This is a genomic window from Stenotrophomonas sp. 21LCFQ19, assembly GCF_056861425.1.
The window spans coordinates 333,733-356,982 of sequence record NZ_JBSPUF010000002.1 but is presented as its reverse complement, the minus strand read 5'-3'; the positions used below and the strand labels follow the sequence as shown (position 1 = coordinate 356,982).

Annotated in this window: 21 protein-coding genes; 12 read left to right on the top strand and 9 right to left on the bottom strand. The window is 63.1% G+C overall.

Going from position 1 to position 23,250, the window contains the following annotated elements; translation table 11 throughout:
• Positions 1-44: 44 nt before the first annotated feature.
• The 5 genes from AC13FW_RS03820 to AC13FW_RS03800 are packed head-to-tail and all read left to right on the top strand — an operon-like array spanning position 45 to position 4,139.
• Entirely contained in the window at positions 45-341 is a 297-nt protein-coding gene (locus tag AC13FW_RS03820; protein ID WP_282269011.1) for a DUF4190 domain-containing protein, read from the top strand.
• Between the two features lie 7 nt (positions 342-348).
• Positions 349-1,119 (top strand): class I SAM-dependent methyltransferase, encoded by a 771-nt coding sequence (locus tag AC13FW_RS03815; protein ID WP_482988230.1) that lies wholly within the window; start codon positions 349-351, stop codon positions 1,117-1,119.
• Between the two features lie 4 nt (positions 1,120-1,123).
• Positions 1,124-2,179 carry a quinone-dependent dihydroorotate dehydrogenase gene (locus tag AC13FW_RS03810; RefSeq protein ID WP_282269016.1) on the top strand — a complete coding sequence of 352 codons (1,056 nt, stop codon included), beginning with the start codon at positions 1,124-1,126 and terminating at the stop codon, positions 2,177-2,179.
• A complete protein-coding gene (gene murB / locus AC13FW_RS03805; RefSeq protein ID WP_482988229.1) occupies positions 2,176-3,219 on the top strand; it encodes a UDP-N-acetylmuramate dehydrogenase in 1,044 nt (347 codons plus the stop codon). The genes AC13FW_RS03810 and murB overlap by 4 nt, the downstream gene beginning before the upstream one ends.
• A gap of 32 nt (positions 3,220-3,251) precedes the next feature.
• A complete protein-coding gene (locus AC13FW_RS03800; protein WP_482988279.1) occupies positions 3,252-4,139 on the top strand; it encodes a DMT family transporter in 888 nt (295 codons plus the stop codon).
• A 17-nt stretch (positions 4,140-4,156) separates the two neighbouring features.
• Here the strand turns inward: AC13FW_RS03800 and AC13FW_RS03795 are convergent, their stop codons facing one another.
• Together AC13FW_RS03795 and AC13FW_RS03790 are read right to left on the bottom strand one after the other, a co-directional pair.
• Positions 4,157-4,876, bottom strand: coding sequence for an LrgB family protein (locus tag AC13FW_RS03795; RefSeq protein WP_482988228.1), 720 nt, complete (start codon positions 4,874-4,876; stop codon positions 4,157-4,159).
• The gene (locus AC13FW_RS03790; protein WP_482988227.1) at positions 4,866-5,273 is read right to left on the bottom strand and encodes a CidA/LrgA family protein; all 408 of its coding nucleotides are present in this window, start codon (positions 5,271-5,273) and stop codon (positions 4,866-4,868) included. The genes AC13FW_RS03795 and AC13FW_RS03790 overlap by 11 nt, the downstream gene beginning before the upstream one ends.
• A gap of 82 nt (positions 5,274-5,355) precedes the next feature.
• On the opposite strand from AC13FW_RS03790, the gene AC13FW_RS03785 reads away from it, so the two are divergent.
• Positions 5,356-6,243 carry a LysR family transcriptional regulator gene (locus tag AC13FW_RS03785; protein ID WP_296250638.1) on the top strand — a complete coding sequence of 296 codons (888 nt, stop codon included), beginning with the start codon at positions 5,356-5,358 and terminating at the stop codon, positions 6,241-6,243.
• Between the two features lie 3 nt (positions 6,244-6,246).
• Here AC13FW_RS03785 and AC13FW_RS03780 read toward each other — a convergent pair whose 3' ends face one another.
• Positions 6,247-8,307, bottom strand: a complete 2,061-nt coding sequence (locus tag AC13FW_RS03780) for a putative bifunctional diguanylate cyclase/phosphodiesterase (protein WP_482988226.1) — start codon at positions 8,305-8,307, stop codon at positions 6,247-6,249.
• A gap of 862 nt (positions 8,308-9,169) precedes the next feature.
• Positions 9,170-9,310: a hypothetical protein gene (locus tag AC13FW_RS03775; RefSeq protein ID WP_482988225.1), complete on the bottom strand. Its 141-nt coding sequence runs from the start codon at positions 9,308-9,310 to the stop codon at positions 9,170-9,172.
• 243 nt (positions 9,311-9,553) lie between these two features.
• Between AC13FW_RS03775 and AC13FW_RS03770 the strand changes: the two genes are divergently transcribed.
• The 4 genes from AC13FW_RS03770 to AC13FW_RS03755 all read left to right on the top strand — a co-directional run bounded on the left by AC13FW_RS03770 (position 9,554) and on the right by AC13FW_RS03755 (position 14,629).
• Positions 9,554-10,084 carry a fimbrial protein gene (locus AC13FW_RS03770; RefSeq protein WP_482988224.1) on the top strand — a complete coding sequence of 177 codons (531 nt, stop codon included), beginning with the start codon at positions 9,554-9,556 and terminating at the stop codon, positions 10,082-10,084.
• A 104-nt stretch (positions 10,085-10,188) separates the two neighbouring features.
• Positions 10,189-10,914: a fimbrial biogenesis chaperone gene (locus AC13FW_RS03765; RefSeq protein WP_482988223.1), complete on the top strand. Its 726-nt coding sequence runs from the start codon at positions 10,189-10,191 to the stop codon at positions 10,912-10,914.
• Between the two features lie 152 nt (positions 10,915-11,066).
• On the top strand, positions 11,067-13,559 hold the full coding sequence (locus tag AC13FW_RS03760; protein ID WP_482988222.1) for a fimbria/pilus outer membrane usher protein: 2,493 nt from the start codon (positions 11,067-11,069) through the stop codon (positions 13,557-13,559).
• An 8-nt stretch (positions 13,560-13,567) separates the two neighbouring features.
• A complete protein-coding gene (locus AC13FW_RS03755) occupies positions 13,568-14,629 on the top strand; it encodes a fimbrial protein (RefSeq protein WP_482988221.1) in 1,062 nt (353 codons plus the stop codon).
• Between the two features lie 188 nt (positions 14,630-14,817).
• Here AC13FW_RS03755 and AC13FW_RS03750 read toward each other — a convergent pair whose 3' ends face one another.
• The gene (locus AC13FW_RS03750; protein WP_482988220.1) at positions 14,818-15,261 is read right to left on the bottom strand and encodes a helix-turn-helix domain-containing protein; all 444 of its coding nucleotides are present in this window, start codon (positions 15,259-15,261) and stop codon (positions 14,818-14,820) included.
• A gap of 78 nt (positions 15,262-15,339) precedes the next feature.
• Here AC13FW_RS03750 and AC13FW_RS03745 point away from each other — a divergent pair, with 78 nt between their 5' ends.
• Positions 15,340-15,831 carry a DUF2938 domain-containing protein gene (locus AC13FW_RS03745; protein ID WP_482988219.1) on the top strand — a complete coding sequence of 164 codons (492 nt, stop codon included), beginning with the start codon at positions 15,340-15,342 and terminating at the stop codon, positions 15,829-15,831.
• Position 15,832: 1 nt separating this feature from the next.
• Positions 15,833-16,636 carry a class I SAM-dependent methyltransferase gene (locus AC13FW_RS03740; protein ID WP_482988218.1) on the top strand — a complete coding sequence of 268 codons (804 nt, stop codon included), beginning with the start codon at positions 15,833-15,835 and terminating at the stop codon, positions 16,634-16,636.
• A 276-nt stretch (positions 16,637-16,912) separates the two neighbouring features.
• Here the strand turns inward: AC13FW_RS03740 and guaA are convergent, their stop codons facing one another.
• From guaA to AC13FW_RS03720, 4 genes are all read right to left on the bottom strand, one after another.
• Complete coding sequence (gene guaA / locus AC13FW_RS03735; protein WP_282272199.1) at positions 16,913-18,478, bottom strand: glutamine-hydrolyzing GMP synthase; 1,566 nt, start codon at positions 18,476-18,478, stop codon at positions 16,913-16,915.
• Between the two features lie 104 nt (positions 18,479-18,582).
• Positions 18,583-20,040: an IMP dehydrogenase gene (guaB, locus tag AC13FW_RS03730; protein ID WP_481508270.1), complete on the bottom strand. Its 1,458-nt coding sequence runs from the start codon at positions 20,038-20,040 to the stop codon at positions 18,583-18,585.
• 377 nt (positions 20,041-20,417) lie between these two features.
• Complete coding sequence (folD, locus tag AC13FW_RS03725; RefSeq protein WP_282267661.1) at positions 20,418-21,317, bottom strand: bifunctional methylenetetrahydrofolate dehydrogenase/methenyltetrahydrofolate cyclohydrolase FolD; 900 nt, start codon at positions 21,315-21,317, stop codon at positions 20,418-20,420.
• Positions 21,318-21,378: 61 nt separating this feature from the next.
• Positions 21,379-23,238 carry a monovalent cation:proton antiporter-2 (CPA2) family protein gene (locus AC13FW_RS03720; protein WP_482988217.1) on the bottom strand — a complete coding sequence of 620 codons (1,860 nt, stop codon included), beginning with the start codon at positions 23,236-23,238 and terminating at the stop codon, positions 21,379-21,381.
• Positions 23,239-23,250: the final 12 nt, after the last annotated feature.

The window sequence follows — 23,250 nt, the reverse complement described above, 5'->3', positions numbered from 1 at the left end:
CCGCTTGCGGGAGAGGGGCTTAATTCGCTGAAACGGAGTTCCCGATGAGCATTCCTGCACCTCGCCAGACCAGCAGCTACGCCGTGATCAGTCTGGTCGCCGGCATCCTTGGCTGGACCTTGTTGCCCGCCATCGGCAGCATCTGCGCCATCATCTTCGGCCATATGGCACGTGGCGAAATCCGCCGCAGCAACGGTCAACTGGAAGGCGATGGCCTGGCCGTGGCCGGGCTGGTGCTGGGCTGGCTGGCTACCGCGCTGTGGCTGATCGGCATCATCTGCTTCATCGCCATCCTGGTGTTCTTCGGTGGCCTGGCTGGCCTCGCGGCGATGCACTCCTGAGGCCGGCATGGGGCAATCCGATTCAACCCAACGTTTCAGTAGCCGGGTAGCAGACTATGTGCGCTATCGCCCGGGCTATCCATCCACGCTGCTGGAATGGCTGCACCGCGATATCGGCCTGCCCCGCTCTGCCCTGGTCGCCGATATCGGTGCCGGCACCGGTATCTCCAGCGAGTTGTTTCTGGCTGCCGGCCATCCATTGATCGCGGTGGAACCCAATGCCGCAATGCGCGCCGCAGCCGAGCAATGGCTGCTGCCCGGATATCCGCAATTGCAATCCGTCGCCGGTACCGCCGAGGCCACAACCCTGGCCGACCACAGCGTTGATCTGGTCGCGGCCGCGCAGGCTTTCCACTGGTTCGATACCGCCGCTGTACGTTGCGAATGGATGCGCATCCTGCGTCCGGGCGGACTGGCCCTGGTGTACTGGAACTCACGCCTGCTCGATGCCTCGCCGTTCCTGGCCGGCTACGAACAGCTGCTGCTGGACTACGGCACCGACTACACCGAGGTCGCCGAGCGCTACCAGGACGACCAGACCATGCGCGACTGGTTCTGCGATGGGCTGCGCGGCCTGGTCCACCTGCCGAATGTGCAGCACCTGGACTACGACGGCCTGCGTGGCCGGCTGCTGTCTTCCTCGTACGCACCGCAAGCCGGTCACGAACGTCATTCCCCGATGCTGGAGGCCCTGCAGCGCCTGTTTGATGCGCATGCGGTCGATGGCAAGGTTGCCTTTGAGTACCAAACCCGCGCCTTTGTTGGCACGCTGAACTGAGCTTATGTATTCCATTGCCCGCCCCTTCCTGTTCACCCTTGATGCCGAGCGCGCCCACGGCCTGGGGCTGTCCGCGCTGGATCTTGCCTGGCGCACCGGCACCACGCCGCTGATTGCCGGCCGCATCAAGCCGCTTCCCACCCCGGCGTTCGGCCTGAGCTTCCCCAACCCGGTTGGTCTGGCTGCTGGCCTGGACAAGAACGGCGAGCACATCGAAGCCCTGTTTGCATTGGGCTTCGGCTATGTCGAGATCGGCACCATCACCCCGCGCCCGCAGGCCGGCAGCCCCAAGCCACGCCTGTTCCGGCTACCTCGGCACAACGCCATCATCAACCGCATGGGTTTCAACAACCTCGGCGTTGATGCACTGGTGAAGAACGTGGAGGCAGTCAAGCACCGTCCCGGCCCGCTCGGCATCAACATCGGCAAGAACAAGGACACGCCCAACGAGGATGCGCTGTCCGATTACCTGATCTGCATGGAAAAGGTCTATCCGCTGGCCGACTACATCACCGTCAACATCTCCTCGCCCAATACCGCCGGCCTGCGTGAGCTGCAGGAAGAGCAGGCATTGCGGCGGCTGGTTGGCGGCCTGCGCGAGGCGCAGGAGCAACTGGCAGCCAAGCACGGCAAGCGCGTGCCGATGCTGGTCAAGGTTGCGCCGGACCTGAGTGACCGCGACATCGATGCCGCCGCGCGCGTACTGGGCGAACTGAGCGTGGATGGCGTCATCGCCACCAACACCACCATCGGCCGACCCACGGTCGAAGCGGATCCACTGTCCAAGGAAATCGGTGGCCTCTCCGGCGCGCCCTTGCTCGGCCAATCCACCCTGGTCTTGCGGCGCCTGCGTGCGCGCCTGCCCGAGTCGGTACCGCTGATCGGCGTCGGTGGCATCAGTTCGGGCGCGGATGCTGTCGCCAAGATGGCAGCTGGCGCGACCCTTGTGCAGTGCTACAGCGGGCTGATCTTCCAGGGCCCTGGCCTGATCGGCGACTGCGTGAATGCGATCCGTCGCCGTCGTGAATCCCCGTCGGGAGGCGCCGTCGCTCCGCTATGACGAATGCCGCCCCAGCTTGGTCGTTGACCGAGAACGCTCCACTGCGCCACCTCAACACCTTCCATGTCGACGCCCGTGCACCGCGCATGTTGCGTATCGCCGATCCCATTGCCCTGCCTGAAGCGCTGGCCGCCATCGGTGCGGCAGACCTGCTGGTGCTTGGCAGCGGCAGCAACGTGCTGCTGGCCGCCGATCCGGAAGATGTGGTGCTGGTGTTCGACAACCGCGAGATCAGCGCGCTGGAACACCGCGCCGACCACACCATCGTCCGCGCGGGCGCTGGCGCGATCTGGCACGAACTGGTGATGTGGTCCTTGAACGAAGGCCTGTCCGGCCTTGAGAACCTGGCACTGATCCCCGGTACTGTCGGCGCCGCGCCAATCCAGAACATCGGTGCCTATGGCGCCCAGGTCGGTGAGTTCATCCAGATCGTCGAGGCCTGGGACCGGCAGGAGCAGGTCTGGGTGCGCCTGGACCAGGAAGCCTGCCGCTTCGGCTACCGCGACAGTCTGTTCAAGCATGAGGCTGATCGCTACCTGATCACCGCCGTCGAGTTCCGCTTGCCGCTGCTGCACGAGCTGCAGCTGGACTATGCCGGCATCCGCGAGGAGCTGCAGACCATGGGAATTGAGTTCCCGGTCTCGGCCGACGTGGCCAATGCCGTCATCGCCATCCGTCAACGCAAGCTGCCTGACCCGGATGTACTCGGCAATGCCGGCAGCTTCTTCAAGAACCCGATCCTGCCGCTGGAACAGATCGACGTGCTGCTGCAGCACTACCCCGAGCTGCCCGTGTTCCCCGGCAACGATGTGCGCAACCGCAAGGTATCTGCGGCATGGATGATCGAGCAGGCCGGGTTCAAGGGCCAACGCGACGGCGATGCCGGCGTCTCGCCCAACCACGCCCTGGTATTGGTCAACCATGGCAATGCCACCGGCGCCGAGCTGCTGGCGTTTGCCCGACGTGTATCTGCAGCCGTGCTGGAGAAGTTCGGCGTACCGATTGAACCCGAACCAAGGCTGATTGGCGCCCGCTGGTGAATACTGCCTTGGCTGCACCCCGTTCCACCGCAATGCGCGCTGCCCTGCTGATGTTCGGCAGCGCCATGGCCTTCGGCCTGATGGCCATCGCCATCCGTCTGGCAACCGCCTATGTCCCCACCCAGGAAGTGGCGTTCTTCCGCAACAGTTTCGGCCTGCTGGCGCTGTTGCCGATGCTGCTGCGGCCGGGCCACGCGCCGTTGCGCACCCAGCAGTTGCCGCGCTACTTCCTGCGCAGCGCGATTGGCCTTGCCTCGATGTTGTGTGGTTTCTGGGCCATTGGCCACCTGCCGCTGTCGCAGGCCATCTCCCTGTCCTACTCCACGCCGTTGTTCGTCACCATCGCCGCCGTGCTGTGGCTGGGTGAGAAGGTCCGCTTCCGCCGCTGGGCGGCGGTGATTGTCGGCTTCATCGGGGTGTTGGTGATCGTCCGTCCAGGCGCCCACAGCTTCGAACTCGGCAGCCTGATCGCGGTGCTGGCCGCCGTGCTCAGCGCGCTGGTCGCGATCCAGATCAAGCAGCTCACCCGCGTCGACAGCCCGGATACCGTGGTGTTCTACACCTATGTGTTCTGGGTGCCGTTGTCGTTGATTCCGGCATTGTTCGTCTGGGTGTGGCCCACCGGCATCGCCTGGCTGTGGCTGGTGGCGACCGGCGTGATGGGCACACTGGGCCAGCTGCTGTGGACCCGTGCGCTCAAGCTTGGCGAAGTTTCCGCACTCACCCCCATCAGCTTCACCCAGCTGCCCCTGGTGGTAGTCATGGGCTGGTTGCTGTTCGGTGAAACACTGGACCGCTGGACCGTGATCGGCGCCCTGATCATCCTCGGTGCCAACGCTTACATCGCCCACCGCGAAGCGGTATTGGCGCGTCGGCAAGACACCCTGCAGAACGCCCGGGCCGGCGACACTCCGGCCTGACTTGAGCCCAGCCGTCGTCAGCGCTGCAGCAGCATCACCAGCAAGGGCGCGACGGCCACGTTCAACACACCGGCCATCACCATCACCAGCCCGGCGATCGCACCCTCGCTCTCGCCCAGCTCGCGCGCCTTGGCCACGCCCATGCCGTGCGCACCCATGCCAAACAGCGCACCACGCGCCATCGCACTGCGCACCGGCAGCAGCTTGAGCAGCGCCTGCCCGCACAGCGAACCGCAGACGCCGGTGATGATCACGAACACCGCAGTCAGCCCGGGGATGCCGCCAATACGCCCGGATACGTCCATCGCAAACGGCGTGGTGACCGAGCGCGGCGCCAGGCTCAGGCGCAGCTCCGGCGACAGGTGCAGTGCCGTGGCCATTAACCATGCGGCGATGATCGCCACGCCGCTACCGACCAACACACCTGCACCCAGCACCTTCCAATGCCGCGCAATCAACGCCCGCTGCTGATGGATGGGCACCGCGAACGCAACCGTCGCCGGCCCCAGCATTGCCACCAGCCAATGCGTGCCACGCAGGTAGTCGTGGTAGTTGGCGTGCAACACCAACGCAAGACCCAGCAGGACCAATGGCGCAGTGATCAAGGGTGACGCCCAGGCCTTGCCGCTGCGCAGATACAACTGTTTGGCCAGCAGGTAGACCGCCACCGTCAGCACGGCCCAGAACACCGGCCACAGCAATTGCCCCGGTTGTTGGATCAGCGCGTCAAGCTTCATGGCGCAGGCTCCACCGCAGCAACAGTTCGACGGTCACCGCCGTGCTTGCCATCACCAGCAAGGTGCCGCCGACCACCACCAGCAACAGTTTCAGTCCAAGCCAACCCAACATCTGCCGGTTATCGAGCAGGATCATCGCCGCCGGCACGAAGAACAACAGCATTTCCGCCAGCAGCCACTGCGCACCACGCGCGAACGAGCGCGGCGACAACCAGCGCATCGCGAAGGCCAGCAGCAGCACCAACAAGCCAACGATGCCGGCGGGTACCGGCACGCCCAGGCGCTGCATCAGCGCCTGCGCCAGCAGCCAGATCACCACCAGCACGCCGATCTGCAAGCCGGCGCTACGGCGCAAGCCGCGCCGCAGGCCCAGTTGGCCGCGACGCAATGACGACATCAAGGTTTCCATTCCTCCTATGTACGCCGGGCTTATCTATAAATAAAATGAATTGATTGCATCCACGGGATTCCATTTAAGAATGGATATCAGGCAGCTACGCATGTTGGTGGAAGTGGTCCGCCATGACGGTTTTTCAGCGGCCGCCGAAGCGGTATTCGCGACCCAGCCAACCATCAGCAAGGCCATCCGCCAGTTGGAGGATGAGCTGGGTGAAGTGCTGCTGCAGCGCTCCCGCAACGGGGTACGGCTGACCCCGGCCGGGCAGATCGTCTACCGCCGCGCCCTGGCCCTGCTCGGTGAGCGCGAAGACATGTTGCGCGAACTGGAAGAACTGCGCGATCTGCAGCGAGGCGAGCTGCACCTGGGCCTGGCTTCGCTCGGCAGCGACATCCTGTTCGCGCCGGTGTTTGCACGCTTCCGCCAGCTCCATCCGCAGATCGAGTTGCGTGTACTCGAACGCGGCAGCGAGGCACTTGAGGAAAGCCTGCGCGCCGGAGAAATCGAGCTCGCCGCCAGCCTGCTGCCGGTCGCCGACGACCTGGACTGGCAACCGGTCCGCACCGAACCGCTGGTCGCGCTGCTGCCGCGCCAGCACCCATTGGCGGGCTCGGCCAGCCTGCAGCTGCAGGATCTGGCAGAGGTGCCTTTTGTGCTGTTCGAGAAGGGCTTCCTGCTGAACCGGCACATCATCCAGGCCTGCCAGGCTCGTGGCTTCAGCCCGCGCGAAGTCACCCGCAGCGGCCAACCGGACTTCATCGTCGCGCTGGTCGCGGCGGGTCTGGGCGTGGCCCTGCTGCCACGCATGATCGCCAACGCCCGCCCGCGTGCGGACGTCGTCATCGTGCCGCTGGATGAGCCGGAGCTGGACTGGAAAATGGTGCTGGCCTGGCGTCGCGGCGGCTATCTGTCCGCCGCCGCGCAGGCCTGGCTGCGGCTGGTGGAGGCGCAGCACGGCCAGGCCGATTGATACTTACGCCGTCGACAGCTTCGGTGCCCCCTGCAGGCGCTGCGCCACCTGCGCAGCGTTGACCGCACGGTCATACAGGAAACCCTGGCCAATCCGGTAACCGGCCTCGATCAGGATCTGCCGCTGGCTGGCGTTCTCCACCCCCTCGGCAACCAGATCAAGGCGCAAGCTCGGCCCAAGCTTGCCGACCGCTTCGACTATCGCGCGGATCGATGGCTCGGCCACCATGCGGGCGACGAAGCTGCGATCGATCTTGAGCACATCAATTGGGTAGTCGCGCAGGTGCGCCAATGAGGAATGCCCGGTACCAAAATCGTCCAGTGCGATCCGCACGCCGGCGTCCTTCAACAGACCCAGCGCACGGGCAACGAAAGCAGAGCCACGATCGGTCAGTACCTGCTCGGTGATCTCCAGCTCGATCAACACCGGGTCGACGGCAAACCGCTGCAGTTTCTCCAGCAGGATCTCGGCAAAGTCGTCACGCAGGAACTCCACCGGCGCCGCATTGATTGCGATCGGCAACACCTGCAGGCCCTGCGCCTGCCACGCACGAATATCCGCCAGTACCTGCAGATGCATGGCCTCGGCCAGACGGGAAGCGAGCTCATAGTCGCGAAACGCTTCATCAAGCTGGCAGTCTTCGCCGATGCCCTTGTCTTCGACGCAAGGCCAACGCAGCAATGCCTCGTAACCGACGACGCGACCATCCTGCAGGTTGACCTTCGGCTGGTAATGCGGCACCACGCCACCGTCGCGTACCAATTGGCGCGCCATCAACCGCTGATTCGCGGCCTCCTCGGCGATGGCCATCAACCGCCGACTGTACAAACGCACGCCACCGCGCCCGTTGGCCTTCAGATCATTCAACGCGGTGTCGGCTGCTTTCAATAGTTCCGCCGGATCACAGGCATCGCGTGGATACATGGCGCAGCCGATACTCATCCCGGTATTGATAACCTGCCCGGCAAAGGTCACCGAGCTTTCCGCCAGCAAGCTGATGCCTTCGGCAACCTGCAGCAACTCGGCCTCACCGGTAATGTGTTCCAGCACCACCGCAAACTCATCGCCACCCAGGCGCGTGACCAGGGTCGTGTCGGAAACGTGCGCCGCAACCCGCCTGGCCAGCACCCGCAGCAGGTGATCGCCAGCCGAATGCCCCAACGTGTCGTTGACGTGCTTGAAGTGATCCAGGTCGATGATCATCAACCCAAGGGTTCCATTGCACTCACGCTGGCGCTGCAAGCTCAGCCGCAGCCTGCGATTGAACGAGCGCCGATTTGGCAAGCCGGTCAACTCATCGATTTCGCAGGCGATCCGCAGCCGCCGTTCGGCGTGCTGCTGTCGGCTGACATCACGCGAGACACACAGGATGCCGTTCACCTGTCCTTGCCCGTCAAACATCGGGGTGAGGACGTTGTCCCAGAACTGCGTAAGCGCGCCTTCGCTGCCGGTCTGGCCCGCAAAGCGCGCCGCCCGCCCACCCGCGGCCTGCGCCAATGCTCGCCGTCCCTTGTTGCGAAACGCCGCAGGCAAAAGATCGGCCCACTGCATTCCGAACGTGCGCTCGTCCTGCGGCAGCCCGAACGCCACGCAGCCGGAGCGATTCATGTGCCGCACCGTGCCGTCGCTGTTTATCACCTGGATGCAGTCCATGCTGGCATCCAGCATCCGGTCCTGCAGATCCAGACTCTGCTCCAGAGAATGACGCAGGCGACGCCTGGCACTGATATCCGTCATTGTTACCGCCTGCAACGGAACCTCCGCAGCGGGGCTCCCGAGGCGCACCTCGAACCAATGTTCGATGCCAGCCTCGTCCTGCAGACGACATTCAAATGCGGGCGCATGCCCATGCAGCAGGAACTCGCGCCAGCCTGCTATCGCCAGCGCACGCTCATCGGCATGCACACGCTCAAGCCAATCACGTGAACTTCCCAGCGCCGCATCATTGCCGAAGAACTCACGCCAACGCAGATTGGCCTGCACCGGCACGCCATCGTGAACCATCGCAGCCATCTGCGGCAACGCGTCCAACACTGCCTGCAACTGCACATACAAATCCGTCAATCTCCCCCTCCCTGGTGACGGTTCAACAGCCTCGTCCCAAAGCATTGCACTTCCCCCTGATGCATTGCCTCCACCGATCACGCAGCAACATCATGCAGTACAGCAGGCGTCGCTGAAGTGAAAACCGTGTGTACGCCGTGGCGAAGGAAAACTATTACAGCGCAGTGACACATCGCAATGGTGTCCAACATCCGGTGGCGCATAGAAACGCAAGCGCGCTTGCGCCGACGGAATTCACAATCCGCCCCCACCCCATCCGATAAGGCACACGACAGCTGGAAACCGCACAGCTAGCGCGCAACGCCCCACTCGACCACAACATAGCGGATGAACTTGCTTCCGAGCCTTCTCTCCACGCCAGGACCGACACCCTGTCGCGCCTATTCATCTGAGCCCCGAGCCGCGCTGCGATCAAGTCTGCCTCTCAATTCCCGCGCGCCGGAACATGAATACCTGGTGGTATCCACACGATCAACACTGGCATTTAAAAGCATTCCAGCAGCAATGCCGAATGCGATCAGCGCAAATTCCCAGCAGCATCATCACTTTTCGCCGCCCACAGTCTGGGGAATACCTACAGCCTGGATCAGCGGAGAAACATAATATTTTCGGCTCGGTTCGAAGCTTCCAGGCATATCAGCACCACCAATCACAAGCACCCAATACGCGGCAGGGGGAATCCACTGCCCGCTTCGCTGGCAACTCCAAGCCAGGCATGCCCACCTCCCTGTCACAGCGGGACACCCCGCAAGCGCACGATGTGCGCATTCGAATTGCCGAGCATCCGCACTGAACAGCATGCTCCGCGCAAGTCCAATTCCATCGTGAGTTGACGATCAACTCCGCGCAGCCACTCCTCAACCTACTGGTCTTCTGGTTGAACAAAACCCACGTCATCGCCAATCAGCGCGATGGCACAGCCAAGGCTTTGCGGGCAGCGCTGCTCCCCTAACAGCGAGGTGCCGCCCACACAGGTCTTTGCTTCATCACGTAGTTGTTTCACCACCGCGCTTGCTCGCAGCACCTGGAGTGAGCCCCTCCCAACCTTTCATGCAGAAAAGCGCATGAGCCAACCCCGCGCCTGCATCGTCGACGTCCGGGTACAGCGTGCTTCGCATCGCCGTCCTCGACTCACGTTCGTTTCCACCGCTGCCAACTGCGCTGCAGGCATCACCGCGATCAATCAACGCTCCCCTGCAAACGCACGAACAGTGTTGACGTCATCCGCAACAAACAGGAAATACAAATGAACTTCATCAACACCAACGTCGCCAAGACTGCCGTATTGGCGCTTGCATTGTCCTGCCTGGCGGCACCTGCAGCGCAGGCCGCATCGGGCACCATCACCTTCAAGGGCGAGATCGTCCAGTCCACCTGCGACGTAAGCACGGCCAGTGTGGACCAGACCGTGACCATCGGTACTTTCCCAACCACCCTGTTCAAGGAAGCCGGCGATGTGTCGGCGCCCAAGAGCTTCAAAATCGACATGGAAAACTGTGAAGCCGGCACCTACACGCTGCGCTTTGACGGCACCACGCCAGCCGGCCACCCGGAACTGCTTGCGGTAAGCAAGGCAACGGGCGTTGGCATTGAGATCCTGGACAACAACGACAAGGTATTCCCGATCAATCAGGACCTGGTGGACCCGGCACTGGTCACCGTTGCTGCCACGGGCAAGGCAAGCGTCAATCTGAAGGCGCGCTACAAGTCCTTCGAGAAGGATGTCGGTGCCGGCATCGCCGACGCGAACTCGACGTTCTCCATCGAGTACCGCTGATGCTGTCCGTGGGGCTGATGACGCGTTGTCGTTGCCAGCCCCGCGGCTTATCCGCCCGAGCGCCCGCCGCAACAGTGAACACCATAGCAAGCCCGATGATTCTCATGCACACCTCCAACTGCCCGCCGACGAAGTGGTGGATCGCCCTGGCCATACTGCTCTGCCTGTCCTCACCCCATGCTGCCCAGGCAGCGGTGCAAGTGCAGACCACGCGCGTTATCTATGACGCAAAGACCGCCTCCGCCGCGATGACGCTTTCCAACAAAAGCAGCCTTCCCTACATGGTCCAGACCTGGCTGGACGACGGTGACGACTCCGCAGTCCCAAGCGACCTGCCAATGGTGATCACACCTCCACTGATGCAGTTGGCGCCAGGGGAGCAGGCAGTCGTCCGCACCATCTACGCCGGCAGCGGGCTTCCAGCCGACAAGGAGTCGCTGTTGTGGATCAACGTGCAGGAAATCCCCCCCACTGCCGAAGCGGACAACGTTCTGCAGGTAGCCATCCGCACCCGTATCAAGCTGTTCTATCGGCCGCGAGGCCTCGACCAGACGCTGGATGAAGCCGCGCGCAGCTTGCAGTGGCGCGCTGACGGCCAACGCTTGGAGGTTCGCAACAACAGTCCGATGCATATCACCTTCTCGCATCTGCAAGGCCGGGCAACCGCCGGCATCGGCAACGATATCGAGCTGGACATGATCGCGCCCGGCCAGACACTCACCGTGCCGCTGTCCAAGCTCGACCTTGGCGATGTCCAGTCGCTGCGTTTTGGCTACATCAACGACTACGGCGGCATCAGCGACGTCAACGATGTGCCATTCCGGTCCTGAGCCAAACTCCGATCCACTTCGCGATTTCCCTCATGCTTCGCAGAATCCGTGTAACGCCGCGGCCGGGAAGTGCTGCCCCTCGCTTGGCACCACTGGCGGTTGCCCTCAATGCATTCAGCATCGGCAGTGCAGTTGCCGCAGCAAACTTCAACATGGATTTTCTGCGCGCCGGCAGCAGCCAAGCGGATGTCGCCGCGCTATCCCGCCCCGGCGCAATCCTGCCCGGCACCTATCCATTCGCCATCTATCTCAATGGCAATGAGGTGGCTCGCGAAGAAATCGTGTTTGCGGCGTCCCCGTCCGGCCAGACCGAACCCTGCCTTTCGCGCAGCCGCCTCACGCAGTGGGGCATCCGCATGGAGGATGTGGAGACTGGTGCAGGCGATGCCTCTGACTGCCTTGCACTTGCCCATTTCATTCCTGATGCACGCGTCAGCTACAACGGCAACCAGCAACGCCTCGATTTACGTGTACCCCAGGTGCACCTGCTCAACCTGCCGCGCGGACATATTCCAAAGGCGCTGCGCGACCAGGGCATCAACGCGCTGCTGGTCGACTACGCACTCAATGGCGCGCACAACGACCACAAGCAGCAGCGCCGCGATGACTACTTTTTTGCGTCGATCAACAGCACGCTCAATGCAGGAACGTGGCGCTTCCGCCATACCGCCAGTGCCAACCGATCAAACAATGACAGCCGAACGCACTGGACAACACAGGGCTTCCGTGCGGAGAGCGATCTTGGATCCTCGCACAGCAGGTTGACGCTTGGTGATACCTATACCGCATATGGCGTCTTTGACAGCGTGCGCTTTCGCGGCGTACAGATATCCAATGACGACGAAATGCTGCCTTACAGCCAGCGCAGCTATGCCCCCGTGGTGCGCGGCATCGCTGCCAGCAACGCACGCGTGGAAATCCGCCAGGACGGGAGCCTCATCTATGCATTGAACGTGGCCCCGGGTGCCTTCCAGATCGACGATATCGTACCCAATCGTCTGAGTGGCGAACTGGATGTCTCCATTGTCGAAGCCGACGGTTCGCTGCAACGTTACCAGCAGTCCTTTTCCGCGGTCGAAACCATGCTGCGACCGGGCCTGGTGCACTACGAATTCAGCGGCGGCGAACTGCGCAATGGCTACGACCGCTACCAGCCGCGTTTTGCGCAGGCTACCGCAGCACGCGGACTGGCATCGGACACCACACCATATGCCGGCCTGCTGTTGTCTGCCAACTACAGCGCTTTGGCGGTTGGTGCAGCCCAAAGCCTGGGCAAATTTGGTTCGGCCTCCATCGATGTCATCCACGCCCGCACCCGGCTTGCCCAGGGCAAGGTCAGCAACGGCCAGAGCTATCGCTTCCTGTACTCCAAATCACTGAATGCACATGGCACCGAGTTCCGCCTCGTGGGTCATCGCTACTCCACCTCCGGCTACTACGATTTCGGCGACGCCTCTGCGGAGCGTGCGCAATGGCGCCACGGCTACTACGAAACCAGCTACGACGAGCAGATCGAATACCCCGACCAGGCAGCGCCGTGGACGCAACCGCAGCAGCATCTGATCCAAAGCCAGCGTTACCACAACAAACGCAACCGTCTGGAGATCGCGCTGAACCAGCGCATATCGGACGACTACTCGCTCAATGCCAGCTACAACAAGCAGGACTATTGGGGTACCAGTGAACGAGAACGCGAACTACAACTTGGATTGAACGGCCGCTTGGGCGCCGTCAGCTTTGGCACCTACTTCAGGCATAGCCAAGGACGCTACAACCGCGCCGACCGTTCATTAGGGCTGACGCTTTCACTGCCGCTTGATGGCCTGGGACTGCGCCGCAGCAGCAGTTCTGCTTCCTACAGCCACTCACGCAATAGCGGTGCAAGCTACCAATCGGGGATGAATGGCTCGCTGCTGGATGGCGACCGGTTGGGATACGCGCTGAACATTGGTAAATCCGATACCGGCAAGACCGGTTCTGCAAACCTGCGTTACATGGGCAGCAAGGGCGTCGCCACGATCGGCGGCACGCTAGCTGACAGCTACTCCCAGATCAACTGGGGGGTACGCGGTGGCTGGGTTCTGCACCGCAATGGTTTGACCTTCGCGCAGTCGCTGCACCGTACCAATGTGCTGGTGCACGCACAGGACGGCGCAGGACTTGGCCTGGAGAATCAGTCCGGTGTTCGCCTGGACCGGCGCGGCTATGGCCTGGTCAGTGGTATCAGCGCCTATCGCAGCAACCGGGTGGCCCTGCGCACCGATGACCTTGGCGCTGACATCGATGCCAGCAGGACTGCCAGAAACATAGTTCCAACCCGCGGTGCACTGACGCGGGTGGACTTTGAAACCCGTCGTGGCATCAGCCTGATGATCCACCCCATCCTGGTCGAGGACATCCGCGTACCCCTCGGCGCCACGGTATTCGACAACGATGGGCTGAGCCGCGGCATCGCCGGCCCCAATGGCGATATCTTCGTCAGTGGCGTGCACCTGGGCGACCGGCTCTCCGTCCGCTGGGGCACGAGACCTGATCAGCGCTGTGAGATGCGCCTGGAGCAGGCCCAGGCAAGCCCTTCCCACATGACCCTGCCCGGCTACCGGCGCATCGCATTGCGCTGCGTTCCGCCGGGCCAACGACAATGAAATTGACGATGAAGAATGTATTACTCAAGGGCCTTTCAGCACTGATGCTTCTACTGGTGCTGCCAAACGCAGCGTGGGCCCTATCCTGCAAGGATGCCATGACCGAATCCATCAACCAGGTCATCCCACTGCACGACGAGATCGTGATTTCCAAGGGTGACGCAGTTCGTGGCCGGCTGTTGTGGCGCTCGGAGGACTACACCGTGAGTTTCCGCTGCGTGGATGCGCAAGGTGCGCCGCAAGGAGAAGACGCATTCTTCTACTGGGACCCGGACAGAACCGTTGCGCAGATCCATCCATCGATCGAGGTTGGCGTGACCATCAAGCACGTCGACCACGTCATCAACGGGGGCGACATCAGAATGCTGGCAGGCCAAGGAACCATGCCGCCGGCAAATCGAAAGAACTGCAAGATGTACTGGAACAACGCCAGGGCAAAACGATGTGCAACATCGATGGTGTTGTACGTCACCTTCTCCATCTACATCAAGGCGACAGGCAGCCCACCGCCCCAGAATGGGCAGATCAACAACTGGGGGGTCTACGATCTATTCCAGGTGGATGGCGAAGGTGGCCTGAACACCATACCCAACTCGAACTTCCGCGCCGGCGTTTCTGGGCTCGGACAGATCCACTTCATCTCGTGCAGCCCGAACATCACGATCATCGGCAACTCGGGCAGCACGGTGAATTTTGGTCGCATTCCGGTTGCGGAGATCAACAAAGGCAAGATCCAATCACAGATCCCCTTCCAGATACAGGTCGACATGACCCATCCCGGCGCGGGCAATGAATGCAGTAATCGAATGTTGGTTGCCTCGATCAGCACCCTCGACATCGTCAAGGACGACAGCGTCATCATGCCAAAACTCAATGGCGGCTACGGCATTGCGATATCCAGGGCGGATACGCCAGGCCACTTCATCCCGCTGAAGAAAGCCATCCCGCTGGGACCCGTGAACAACACACTGATGAACTACGACTTCCTCGCTTCGTTGATATGGACCGACGACACCGCAAAGCTGGGCCCGTTCTCTGCAACCGCCACGGTCAATGTAACGTTCCGCTGAAGTCGGGCGGGATGCCCCGATGACCACACCCCAGAAGGAGCAACAGGGGCTGCTGGCCTCGATCTGACGCAGCCGTTCAGCTCGACGAGGTTGAAGAAGACCACAGCCAACCGGGCAAAGAAGTAGCCCGCATTACCGGAAGCATCGCCGCCTTCAGGGCAACACGCACTGAGCAAGCGCGGAACCAATCAACTGCCGGCCCGCGGACTGCGTCTTGCAACCTTCGGCTTGGCCGCGTCCTGCTTCAACCGCCCGGCGGCAGCCGCCTTGAGCAAGCGTCGGAACCTTGGGCATTCGGCGTGATTCACCGCAGGACATGCTGCTGCATGACGCAGACCCTGGCTCATCGCCCGCAAGCGCTTTACGGTTGCATCGATCTCGTCGGCCTTGGCCAGCAGCAGCGTCCGATCAACCTGCGGGGCTCCGTGCGGCGACAGCATGGCCTGGATCTCATCCAGCGACAGCCCGCCGGCCTGACCCAAGGCAATCAGAGCCAATTGGTCCAGTACATCAGCCGCAAAGTGCCGCCGCCCACCCGCTGCGCGACTTGCCACGATCAGGCCTTTGTTTTCGTAGAACCGCAGCGTGGAGGACGGCAGCCCCGTTCGCCTGGCGACTTCGGCGATGTCCATCGCAGACCCTTGACTTGAAGTTGACTTCAACTTTTAGCATGTCTCGGGAGACAGATGGGTCATTGCAGAGGAACCGACATGACGTGGATGGATGTACTGCGGATGGTAGTGGTTGGAATCGGGGCAACCATCGTGATGGATGCCTGGACCCAGACCCTCAAACGGCTGGGCGCGGCCACACTCGACTACGCACTGCTCGGGCGCTGGGCCGGCCACCTGCGTGAGGGCACCTTCGCCCACGCCAGCATCAGGCATGCGGCGGCAATACCCGGCGAGCGACTGCTTGGCTGGGGCGTCCACTACGCCGTTGGCATCGCTTTCGCAGCCTTGCTGCTGGCGATTCAAGGCCCGTCCTGGCTGAATCGCCCCACCTTGCTACCTGCCTTGGCCCTAGGCGCAGCGACAGTGGTGGCACCGCTATTGGTGATGCAGCCTGCGATGGGTGCAGGGTTCATGGCATCGAAGACGCCAACGCCGCTGCAGAACTGCCTGCGCAGCCTGGCCACGCATACCGTGTTCGGACTGGGGCTGTATCTTTCGGCTACGCTGATGATGTTCTTTGAGGCCTGACATGACGACCAACGAAATCCGTTTTCGCGATGGCGCTGCGTATGAGCGCTACATGGGTGTGTGGAGTCAACTTGCCGGCGAGGTATTCCTCGATTGGCTAGCCCCGGCACAACAGCAGCAATGGCTTGACGTCGGCTGTGGCAACGGCGCTTTCACCGAGATGATCTCCGAACGCAGCGCGCCGGCGTCGCTGCACGGTGTGGATCCATCCCGCGAACAGCTCGCCTATGCGCAAGCCCAGCCAGCGCTGCAGGCAGCAGTGTTTGAACAGGGTGATGCGATGGCCCTGCCCTGCCCGGCTTCTGCCTTCGATATTGCCGTGATGCCGCTGGTGATTTTCTTTGTCCCGGAGCCCGCTCGCGGCGTGGCTGAAATGGCACGCGTGGTTCGCCCGGGCGGCAGCGTCGCCGCGTACGCCTGGGACATGCCAGGTGGCGGATTCCCCTATGAGATGTTGCTGGCGGAGATGCGCGGGCTTGGCCATTCCGTTCCGTCGCCACCCAGTCCTGAAGCATCGCGAATCGAGGTATTGCAGCAGTTGTGGAGCGACGCGGGCCTGGAAGCGATTGAAACCCGCGAAATCGACGTGTCCCGCACCTTCGCCGATTTCGAGGACTTCTGGTCCACGGCGCTCGGTGCGCCCAGCGTCGGCTCGACGCTCGCGGCAATGACCGCCGAGGAGCGCGCCTTGCTGAAGGCTCGGATCAGCGTCCGCCTGGCAGCGGACACTGAAGGACGCATCACTTGCCATGCTCGCGCCAATGCCGTGAAGGGTCGAGTGCCGGACCAGACTTGCCCAGGGTGACGCAATTCCCGCATCGCGCTCAATGCAGCTGTCCTCAGGCAAGGCGCTGGCCTGTGGGAGCGGCGTAAGCCGCGAAGCTGAGGCTGCTCGATCTCTCGGGGCACCGTGTCATCTGATGATGCGCGTGCTTCGCGGCTTACGCCGCTCCCACAAAAGAAAAATCCGATGCCAGAGGTCTGGCATCGGATTCCGGGTTGCTCATTGAACAGCGCTACGCGCTACACGGGCGTTTGATTTGCTAGCGCCAGTTGCTACCGCGCCGTGTCAGATACCCGATCACTCCCACTCGATCGTCGCAGGCGGCTTGCCTGAGATGTCGTAGACCACGCGCGAGACGCCACGCAGCTCATTGATGATGCGGTTGGAGACGCGGCCGAGGAAGTCGTACGGCAGGTGCGCCCAATGTGCGGTCATGAAATCGATGGTCTCCACTGCGCGCAGTGCGATCACCCACTCATAGGCACGTGCATCGCCAACCACGCCTACCGACTTGACCGGCAGGAACACGGCGAAGGCCTGGCTGGTCTTGTCGTACAGATCGGCAGCACGCAGCTCTTCGATGAAGATCGCGTCGGCCTTGCCCAACAATTCGGCGTACTCGCGCTTCACTTCACCGAGGATGCGAACGCCCAGGCCCGGACCCGGGAACGGATGACGATAGACCATCGCGCGCGGCAGGCCGAGTTCGACGCCGAGGCGACGCACTTCGTCCTTGAACAGCTCGCGCAGCGGCTCGACCAGCTTGAGCTTCATGTCTTCCGGCAGGCCGCCCACGTTGTGGTGGCTCTTGATGACGTGTGCCTTGCCGGTCTTGCTGCCAGCTGACTCGATCACGTCCGGATAGATCGTGCCCTGCGCCAGCCACTTGGCGTTGCTGAGCTTGTTGGACTCTTCATCGAAGATTTCGACGAACAGGTTGCCGATGATCTTGCGCTTGGCTTCCGGATCGCTGACGCCTTCCAGTGCCTTGAAGTAACGGTCGGCGGCATTCACGCGCACGACCTTGACGCCCATGTTCTCGGCCATCATCTGCATGACCTGGTCGCCTTCCTGGAAGCGCAGCAGGCCGGTGTCGACGAACACGCAGGTCAGCTGGGTGCCGATGGCCTTGTGCAGCAGCGCTGCGACCACCGAGGAATCAACGCCACCGGACAGGCCGAGGATCACTTCATCGCTGCCAACCTGCTCACGCACGCGGGCGATCTGGTCGTCGATGATGTTGGCCGCGGTCCACAGCGTGGCGCAGCCGCAGATATCGGTGACGAAGCGCTTCAGCAGCGCCGAGCCCTGCTTGGTGTGGGTCACTTCCGGGTGGAACTGCACGCCGTACCAACGCTTGTCTTCGTTGGCCATCGCGGCCACCGGGATGCGGTCGGTCACCGCGGTGATGGCGAAGCCCGGCGGCACGTGGGTGACGTGGTCGCCGTGGCTCATCCACACGTCCAGGCGCGGCTCGCCATTGTGGTCGGACAGGCCGCCCAGCAGCGCGTCGTTGCCGAGCAGCTTCACCTCGGCATGGCCGAACTCGCGCTGGTCAGCGGCCTCGGTGCCACCGCCCAACTGCTTGGCCATGGTCTGCAGGCCGTAGCAGATGCCCAGCAGCGGCAGGCCGCTGTCGAACACTTCCTGCGGCGCAGCCGGCGCGCCGGGCAGCGTGGTGGTTTCCGGGCCGCCGGACAGGATGATGCCCTTGGCACCAAAAGCGGCGATCTCGGCCGGATCGTGGTCCCATGCCCAGATTTCGCAGTAGACGCCGAACTCGCGGATGCGGCGCGCGATCAGCTGCGTGTACTGTGCGCCGAAATCGAGGATGAGGATCTTGTCGTTATGGATGTTGGTCATAAAGCCCGGCAAGTGATCAATGAAAACGGGAGTCGATGCAAAACGAATGGCGGATAGAGAAAGAGGAACGGGACCAGGTCCACGTTCCTCTTCTGCTTACCGCATCAAGCGCGGTAGTTCGGCGGCTCTTTGGTGATCTGCACGTCGTGGACGTGGCTCTCACGTTGGCCGGCACCGCTGATCTTGACGAAGTTCGGTTTGGTGCGCATTTCTTCGATGGTGGCGCAGCCCACATAGCCCATGGTCGCGCGCAGGCCACCGATAAGCTGGTGGATGATGCCACCAACCGGGCCGCGATACGGCACACGGCCTTCGATGCCTTCCGGCACCAGCTTGTCGGCGGTGGCGGCGTCCTGGAAGTAGCGGTCCTTGGAACCCTTCTCCATCGCAGCCAGCGACCCCATGCCACGGTAGCTCTTGTAGGAGCGGCCCTGGAACAGTTCGGTTTCGCCCGGCGATTCTTCGGTACCTGCGAGCAGGCCACCGATCATCACCGTCGACGCACCAGCGGCCAGCGCCTTGCCGATGTCGCCGGAGTAACGGATGCCACCGTCGGCGATCAGCGGAATGCGATCCTGCAGCGCTTCGGCAACCAGGTCGATCGCGGTGATCTGCGGCACGCCAACACCAGCGACAACGCGCGTGGTGCAGATCGAGCCCGGGCCGATACCGACCTTGACCGCATCGGCGCCACAATCCAGCAATGCCAGCGCAGCGTCGCCGGTGCAGATGTTGCCGCCGATGACCTGCACGTTCGGGAAGTTCTTCTTCACCCAGCGCACGCGGTCCAGCACGCCCTGCGAATGGCCGTGCGCGGTGTCCACCACCAGCACGTCCACGCCGGCGGCGACCAGTGCCTCGACGCGGCGATCGGTGTCACCACCAACGCCGACCGCAGCGCCAACCAGCAGGCGCGTTGCGGCGTCCTTGGCAGCGTTGGGGTTGTCGCTCTTCTTCTGGATGTCCTTGACCGTGATCAGGCCGCGCAGTTCGAACGCGTCGTTGACCACCAGGACTTTCTCGATGCGGTTCTTGTGCAGCAGCGACAGGACTTCGTCCGAGGCCGCGCCTTCCTTCACCGTGACCAGGCGATCCTTCTTGGTCATGATGTGGCGGACCGGATCGTCCAGCTCAGTCTCGAAGCGCATGTCACGGTGGGTGACGATGCCGGCCAGCAGGCCATCGCTGCCAACCACCGGCACGCCGGAGATGTTGTGCGCCTGGGTCAGGGCCAACACGTCACGGATCGTGGTTTCCGGACCAACGGTGATCGGGTCGCGGATGACGCCGGATTCAAACTTCTTGACCTTGGCCACTTCGGCAGCTTGCTGCTCGACGGTCAGGTTCTTGTGCAGGATGCCGATGCCGCCGATCTGGGCCATGGCGATGGCCAGGCGAGCTTCAGTGACGGTATCCATGGCGGCCGAGACAATCGGCAACTTCAACCGCAGGTCGCGCGTCAGCCGCGTGCCAAGGTCAACGTCCTTAGGCAGAACGATGGAGTGAGCGGGGACGAGGGAAACGTCATCGTACGTTAGTGCTTCAGCCTGGATGCGCAGCATCGGCGTGCCCGGTAGATGTGGGGAAGCGCGACATTTTACCCTTATTTGCCCGCCGATGTCAGGGGGCAAGTGCGACGCAGTGTCGCGCTGGCAGGGAGGTGTTCAGGGACCACGGTCTGTAGTGCCGAGCCATGCTCGGCAGGGGCATTACCGGGAAGGCCGCTTGCCGAGCATGGCTCGGCCCTACATTGATCCTGTACGAGGCAAGCGCCCCCACCCCCGCCCCCCCGGGCCCGGCCCCCCCCGCCCCCCCCCCCCCCCGCCCCCCCCACTACATTGATCCTGTACGAGGCAAGCCTCTGCTGAGCATGGCTCGGTACTACGCTGATGCTGTACGGGGAAAGCCTCTGCCGAGCACGGCTCGGCACTACAGGAGCTTAGAACTTCAAGCCCTCGGCGCTGGCCTCGGCCGCCTCGATCGTGTTCTGCATCAGCGTGGCCACCGTCATCGGGCCAACACCACCCGGCACCGGGGTGATCCAGCTGGCGCGCTGCGCTGCCGCTTCAAAGCCGACATCGCCGACCAGGCGACCATCGTCCAGGCGGTTGATGCCGACATCGATCACCACCGCGCCCGGCTTCACCCATTCACCCGGGATCAGCTGCGGAATGCCTACTGCGACGACCAGGATGTCGGCGTTGCGCACGGCCTGCTCCAGCACGTCCTTGGGGGTGAATTTGTGGCAGCTGGTCACCGTGCAACCGGCGATCAGCAGCTCCAGCCCCATCGGCCGGCCGACATGGTTGCTGACACCAACGATGGTGGCATTGCGGCCACGCACCGGTTGATCGGTATGGCCGAGCAGCGTGGTGATGCCACGCGGCGTGCACGGACGCAGGCCGAACTCGCGCAGCACCAGGTGACCAACGTTCTGCGGGTGGAAACCATCCACGTCCTTGCGCGGATCGATGCGCTGGATCAGCCGATTGGCATCGGGAATGCCCGGCAGCGGCAACTGGATCAGGATGCCGTGGATCTTGGGATCAGCGTTGAGCTGATCGATCAGCTCCAGCAACTGGGCCTCACTGGTGCCTTCCGGCAGATCGTAGTCGAAGGCTTCGATGCCGACCTTTTCGGCCGCGCGACGCTTGTTGCGCACGTACACCGAAGACGCCGGGTCACCGCCCACCAGCACCACTGCCAGGCCGGGCCGGGCGCCGCCAGCAGCCAGGCGGGCGTCGACGCGCACCTTCAAATCGTCGAGCAGTTCCTCGGCGATGCGGCGGCCATCAAGGATGCGGGAGGTCTGCGTGGAGGCGTCGGCGAGGACAGTCATGGGCATGGCGGTGAACACGGGGGCGGCTATTGTCCCTGATTCCGGCCACCGCCACACCTTGTCATGGCCCCGTCGCCCCGCCTGAACCGGCGGCGGCCGGCTCCGCTGCCCCGGCAATGGCGTCAGGATTGAGCGGACGCGCTTCACGTCGCGGCGGGGTGAACGGCGTCGGCGTCGGTGCTCCGGGCGTATTGCGGTACATCAGCCCGGTGTCAGCCTGCAGCCCGCCGCCGGCCATTTCCAACTCGAATCGTTCGGCGTCGCGCCGGCGGATTTCGCGCGCGACCACATCGGCCTCGTCCTCATCCACACCCAGCTGCATCAGCGCCGCACGGCCAAACTCCACCGCCGACTCGAAGGTTTCGCGGATCTGGAAATCCACGCCGGCATGTATCAGGGACAACGAATGCTCGCGGTCAAACGAGCGCACCAACAGCTTGGCCAGCGGGAACTCATGTCGCACCAGCTCGACGATGCGATCCGCGGCTGCGCGGTCATCCACGCAGACCGCAATCGCGCGTGCGGTCTCGGCGCCGGAGGCACGCAGCACATCCAGGCGCGTGCCATCGCCGTAATAGATCTTGAACCCGAACCGCGTAGCGCTGCGGATCATGTCGATGTCGTTGTCGATGATGGTCACGTCCACATCGCGCGCCAGCAGCGATTGGCTGGACACCTGGCCGAAGCGACCGAAGCCGATCACCAGCACGCTACCCGTGAGCCCGTCAGCCGCATCCACATCGTCGGCGGAGACCTGCCCTTCCTTTACCAGCAGCCGGTACACCAGCATGCACAGCGGCGTCAGCGCCATCGACAACACCACCACCGCAGTGAGGTTGGCATTGACCTTGGCATCGATCACGCCGGTAGTCGCGGCGGCGGCAAACAGCACGAAGGCGAACTCGCCGCCCTGCGCCATCAGCACGCCGCGGTCCAAGGCCTGGCGATGATCACTGCCCATCACCCGCGCCACGCCGTAGATGCAGATCGCCTTGGCCAGCATCATCGCCGGCACCAGCAGTGCGATCACCTTCCAGTTGGCCGCCACCACCGACAGATCCAAGGCCATGCCGACGCTAAGGAAGAACAGGCCAAGCAGGATGCCGCGGAACGGCTCGATATCCGCTTCGATCTGATGACGGAAGGTGGATTCGGACAGCAGCACGCCGGCCAGGAACGCCCCCATCGCCATCGACAGCCCGCCGAGCTGCATCAACAGCGCCGCACCCAATACCACCAGCAATGCCGCCGCTGTCATCACTTCGCGCGCCTTGGCGGCAGCCAGGATGCGGAACAAGGGATTGAGCAGATAGCGCCCGACCAGCACCAGGCCAACAATGGCGCCGGCGCCGATGGCGATGCTTGCCCAACGCGAACCTTCGTGCGCCCCGATCTGCGCCGGTGCCATCCACGCAACCACGGCCAGCAGCGGCACGATCAACAGGTCTTCAAACAACAGGATGGAAACAATCTTCTGCCCGGAAGGCAGGGTCAGGTCACCGCGCTCACCCAACAGCTGCATCACCACCGCGGTGGAGGTCAGCACGAAACCAGCGGCAGCGATGAAGGCGATCTGCGGGCGGTAACCGAACAGAATAGCCACGCCGGTCAGCACCAGCGCACAGGTCACGATCTGCGCCGTACCGAGGCCAAATATCTCGCCGCGCAGGCTCCACAGGTGCGAGGGCCGCATCTCCAGGCCGATCACGAACAGGAACATCACCACGCCCAACTCGGCCACATGCAGGATGGCCTGTGGATCGGAGAACCAGCCAAATCCAAACGGGCCAATGGCCAGGCCGGCGACGAAGTAGCCCAGCACCGAGCCCAGGCCTAGGCGCCTGAACAAGGGCACAGCCACCACCGCAGCGCCCAACAGGGCAACTACCTTTACCAATTCCTGCGAGGATTCCGCCGCCATGCCACATCACCT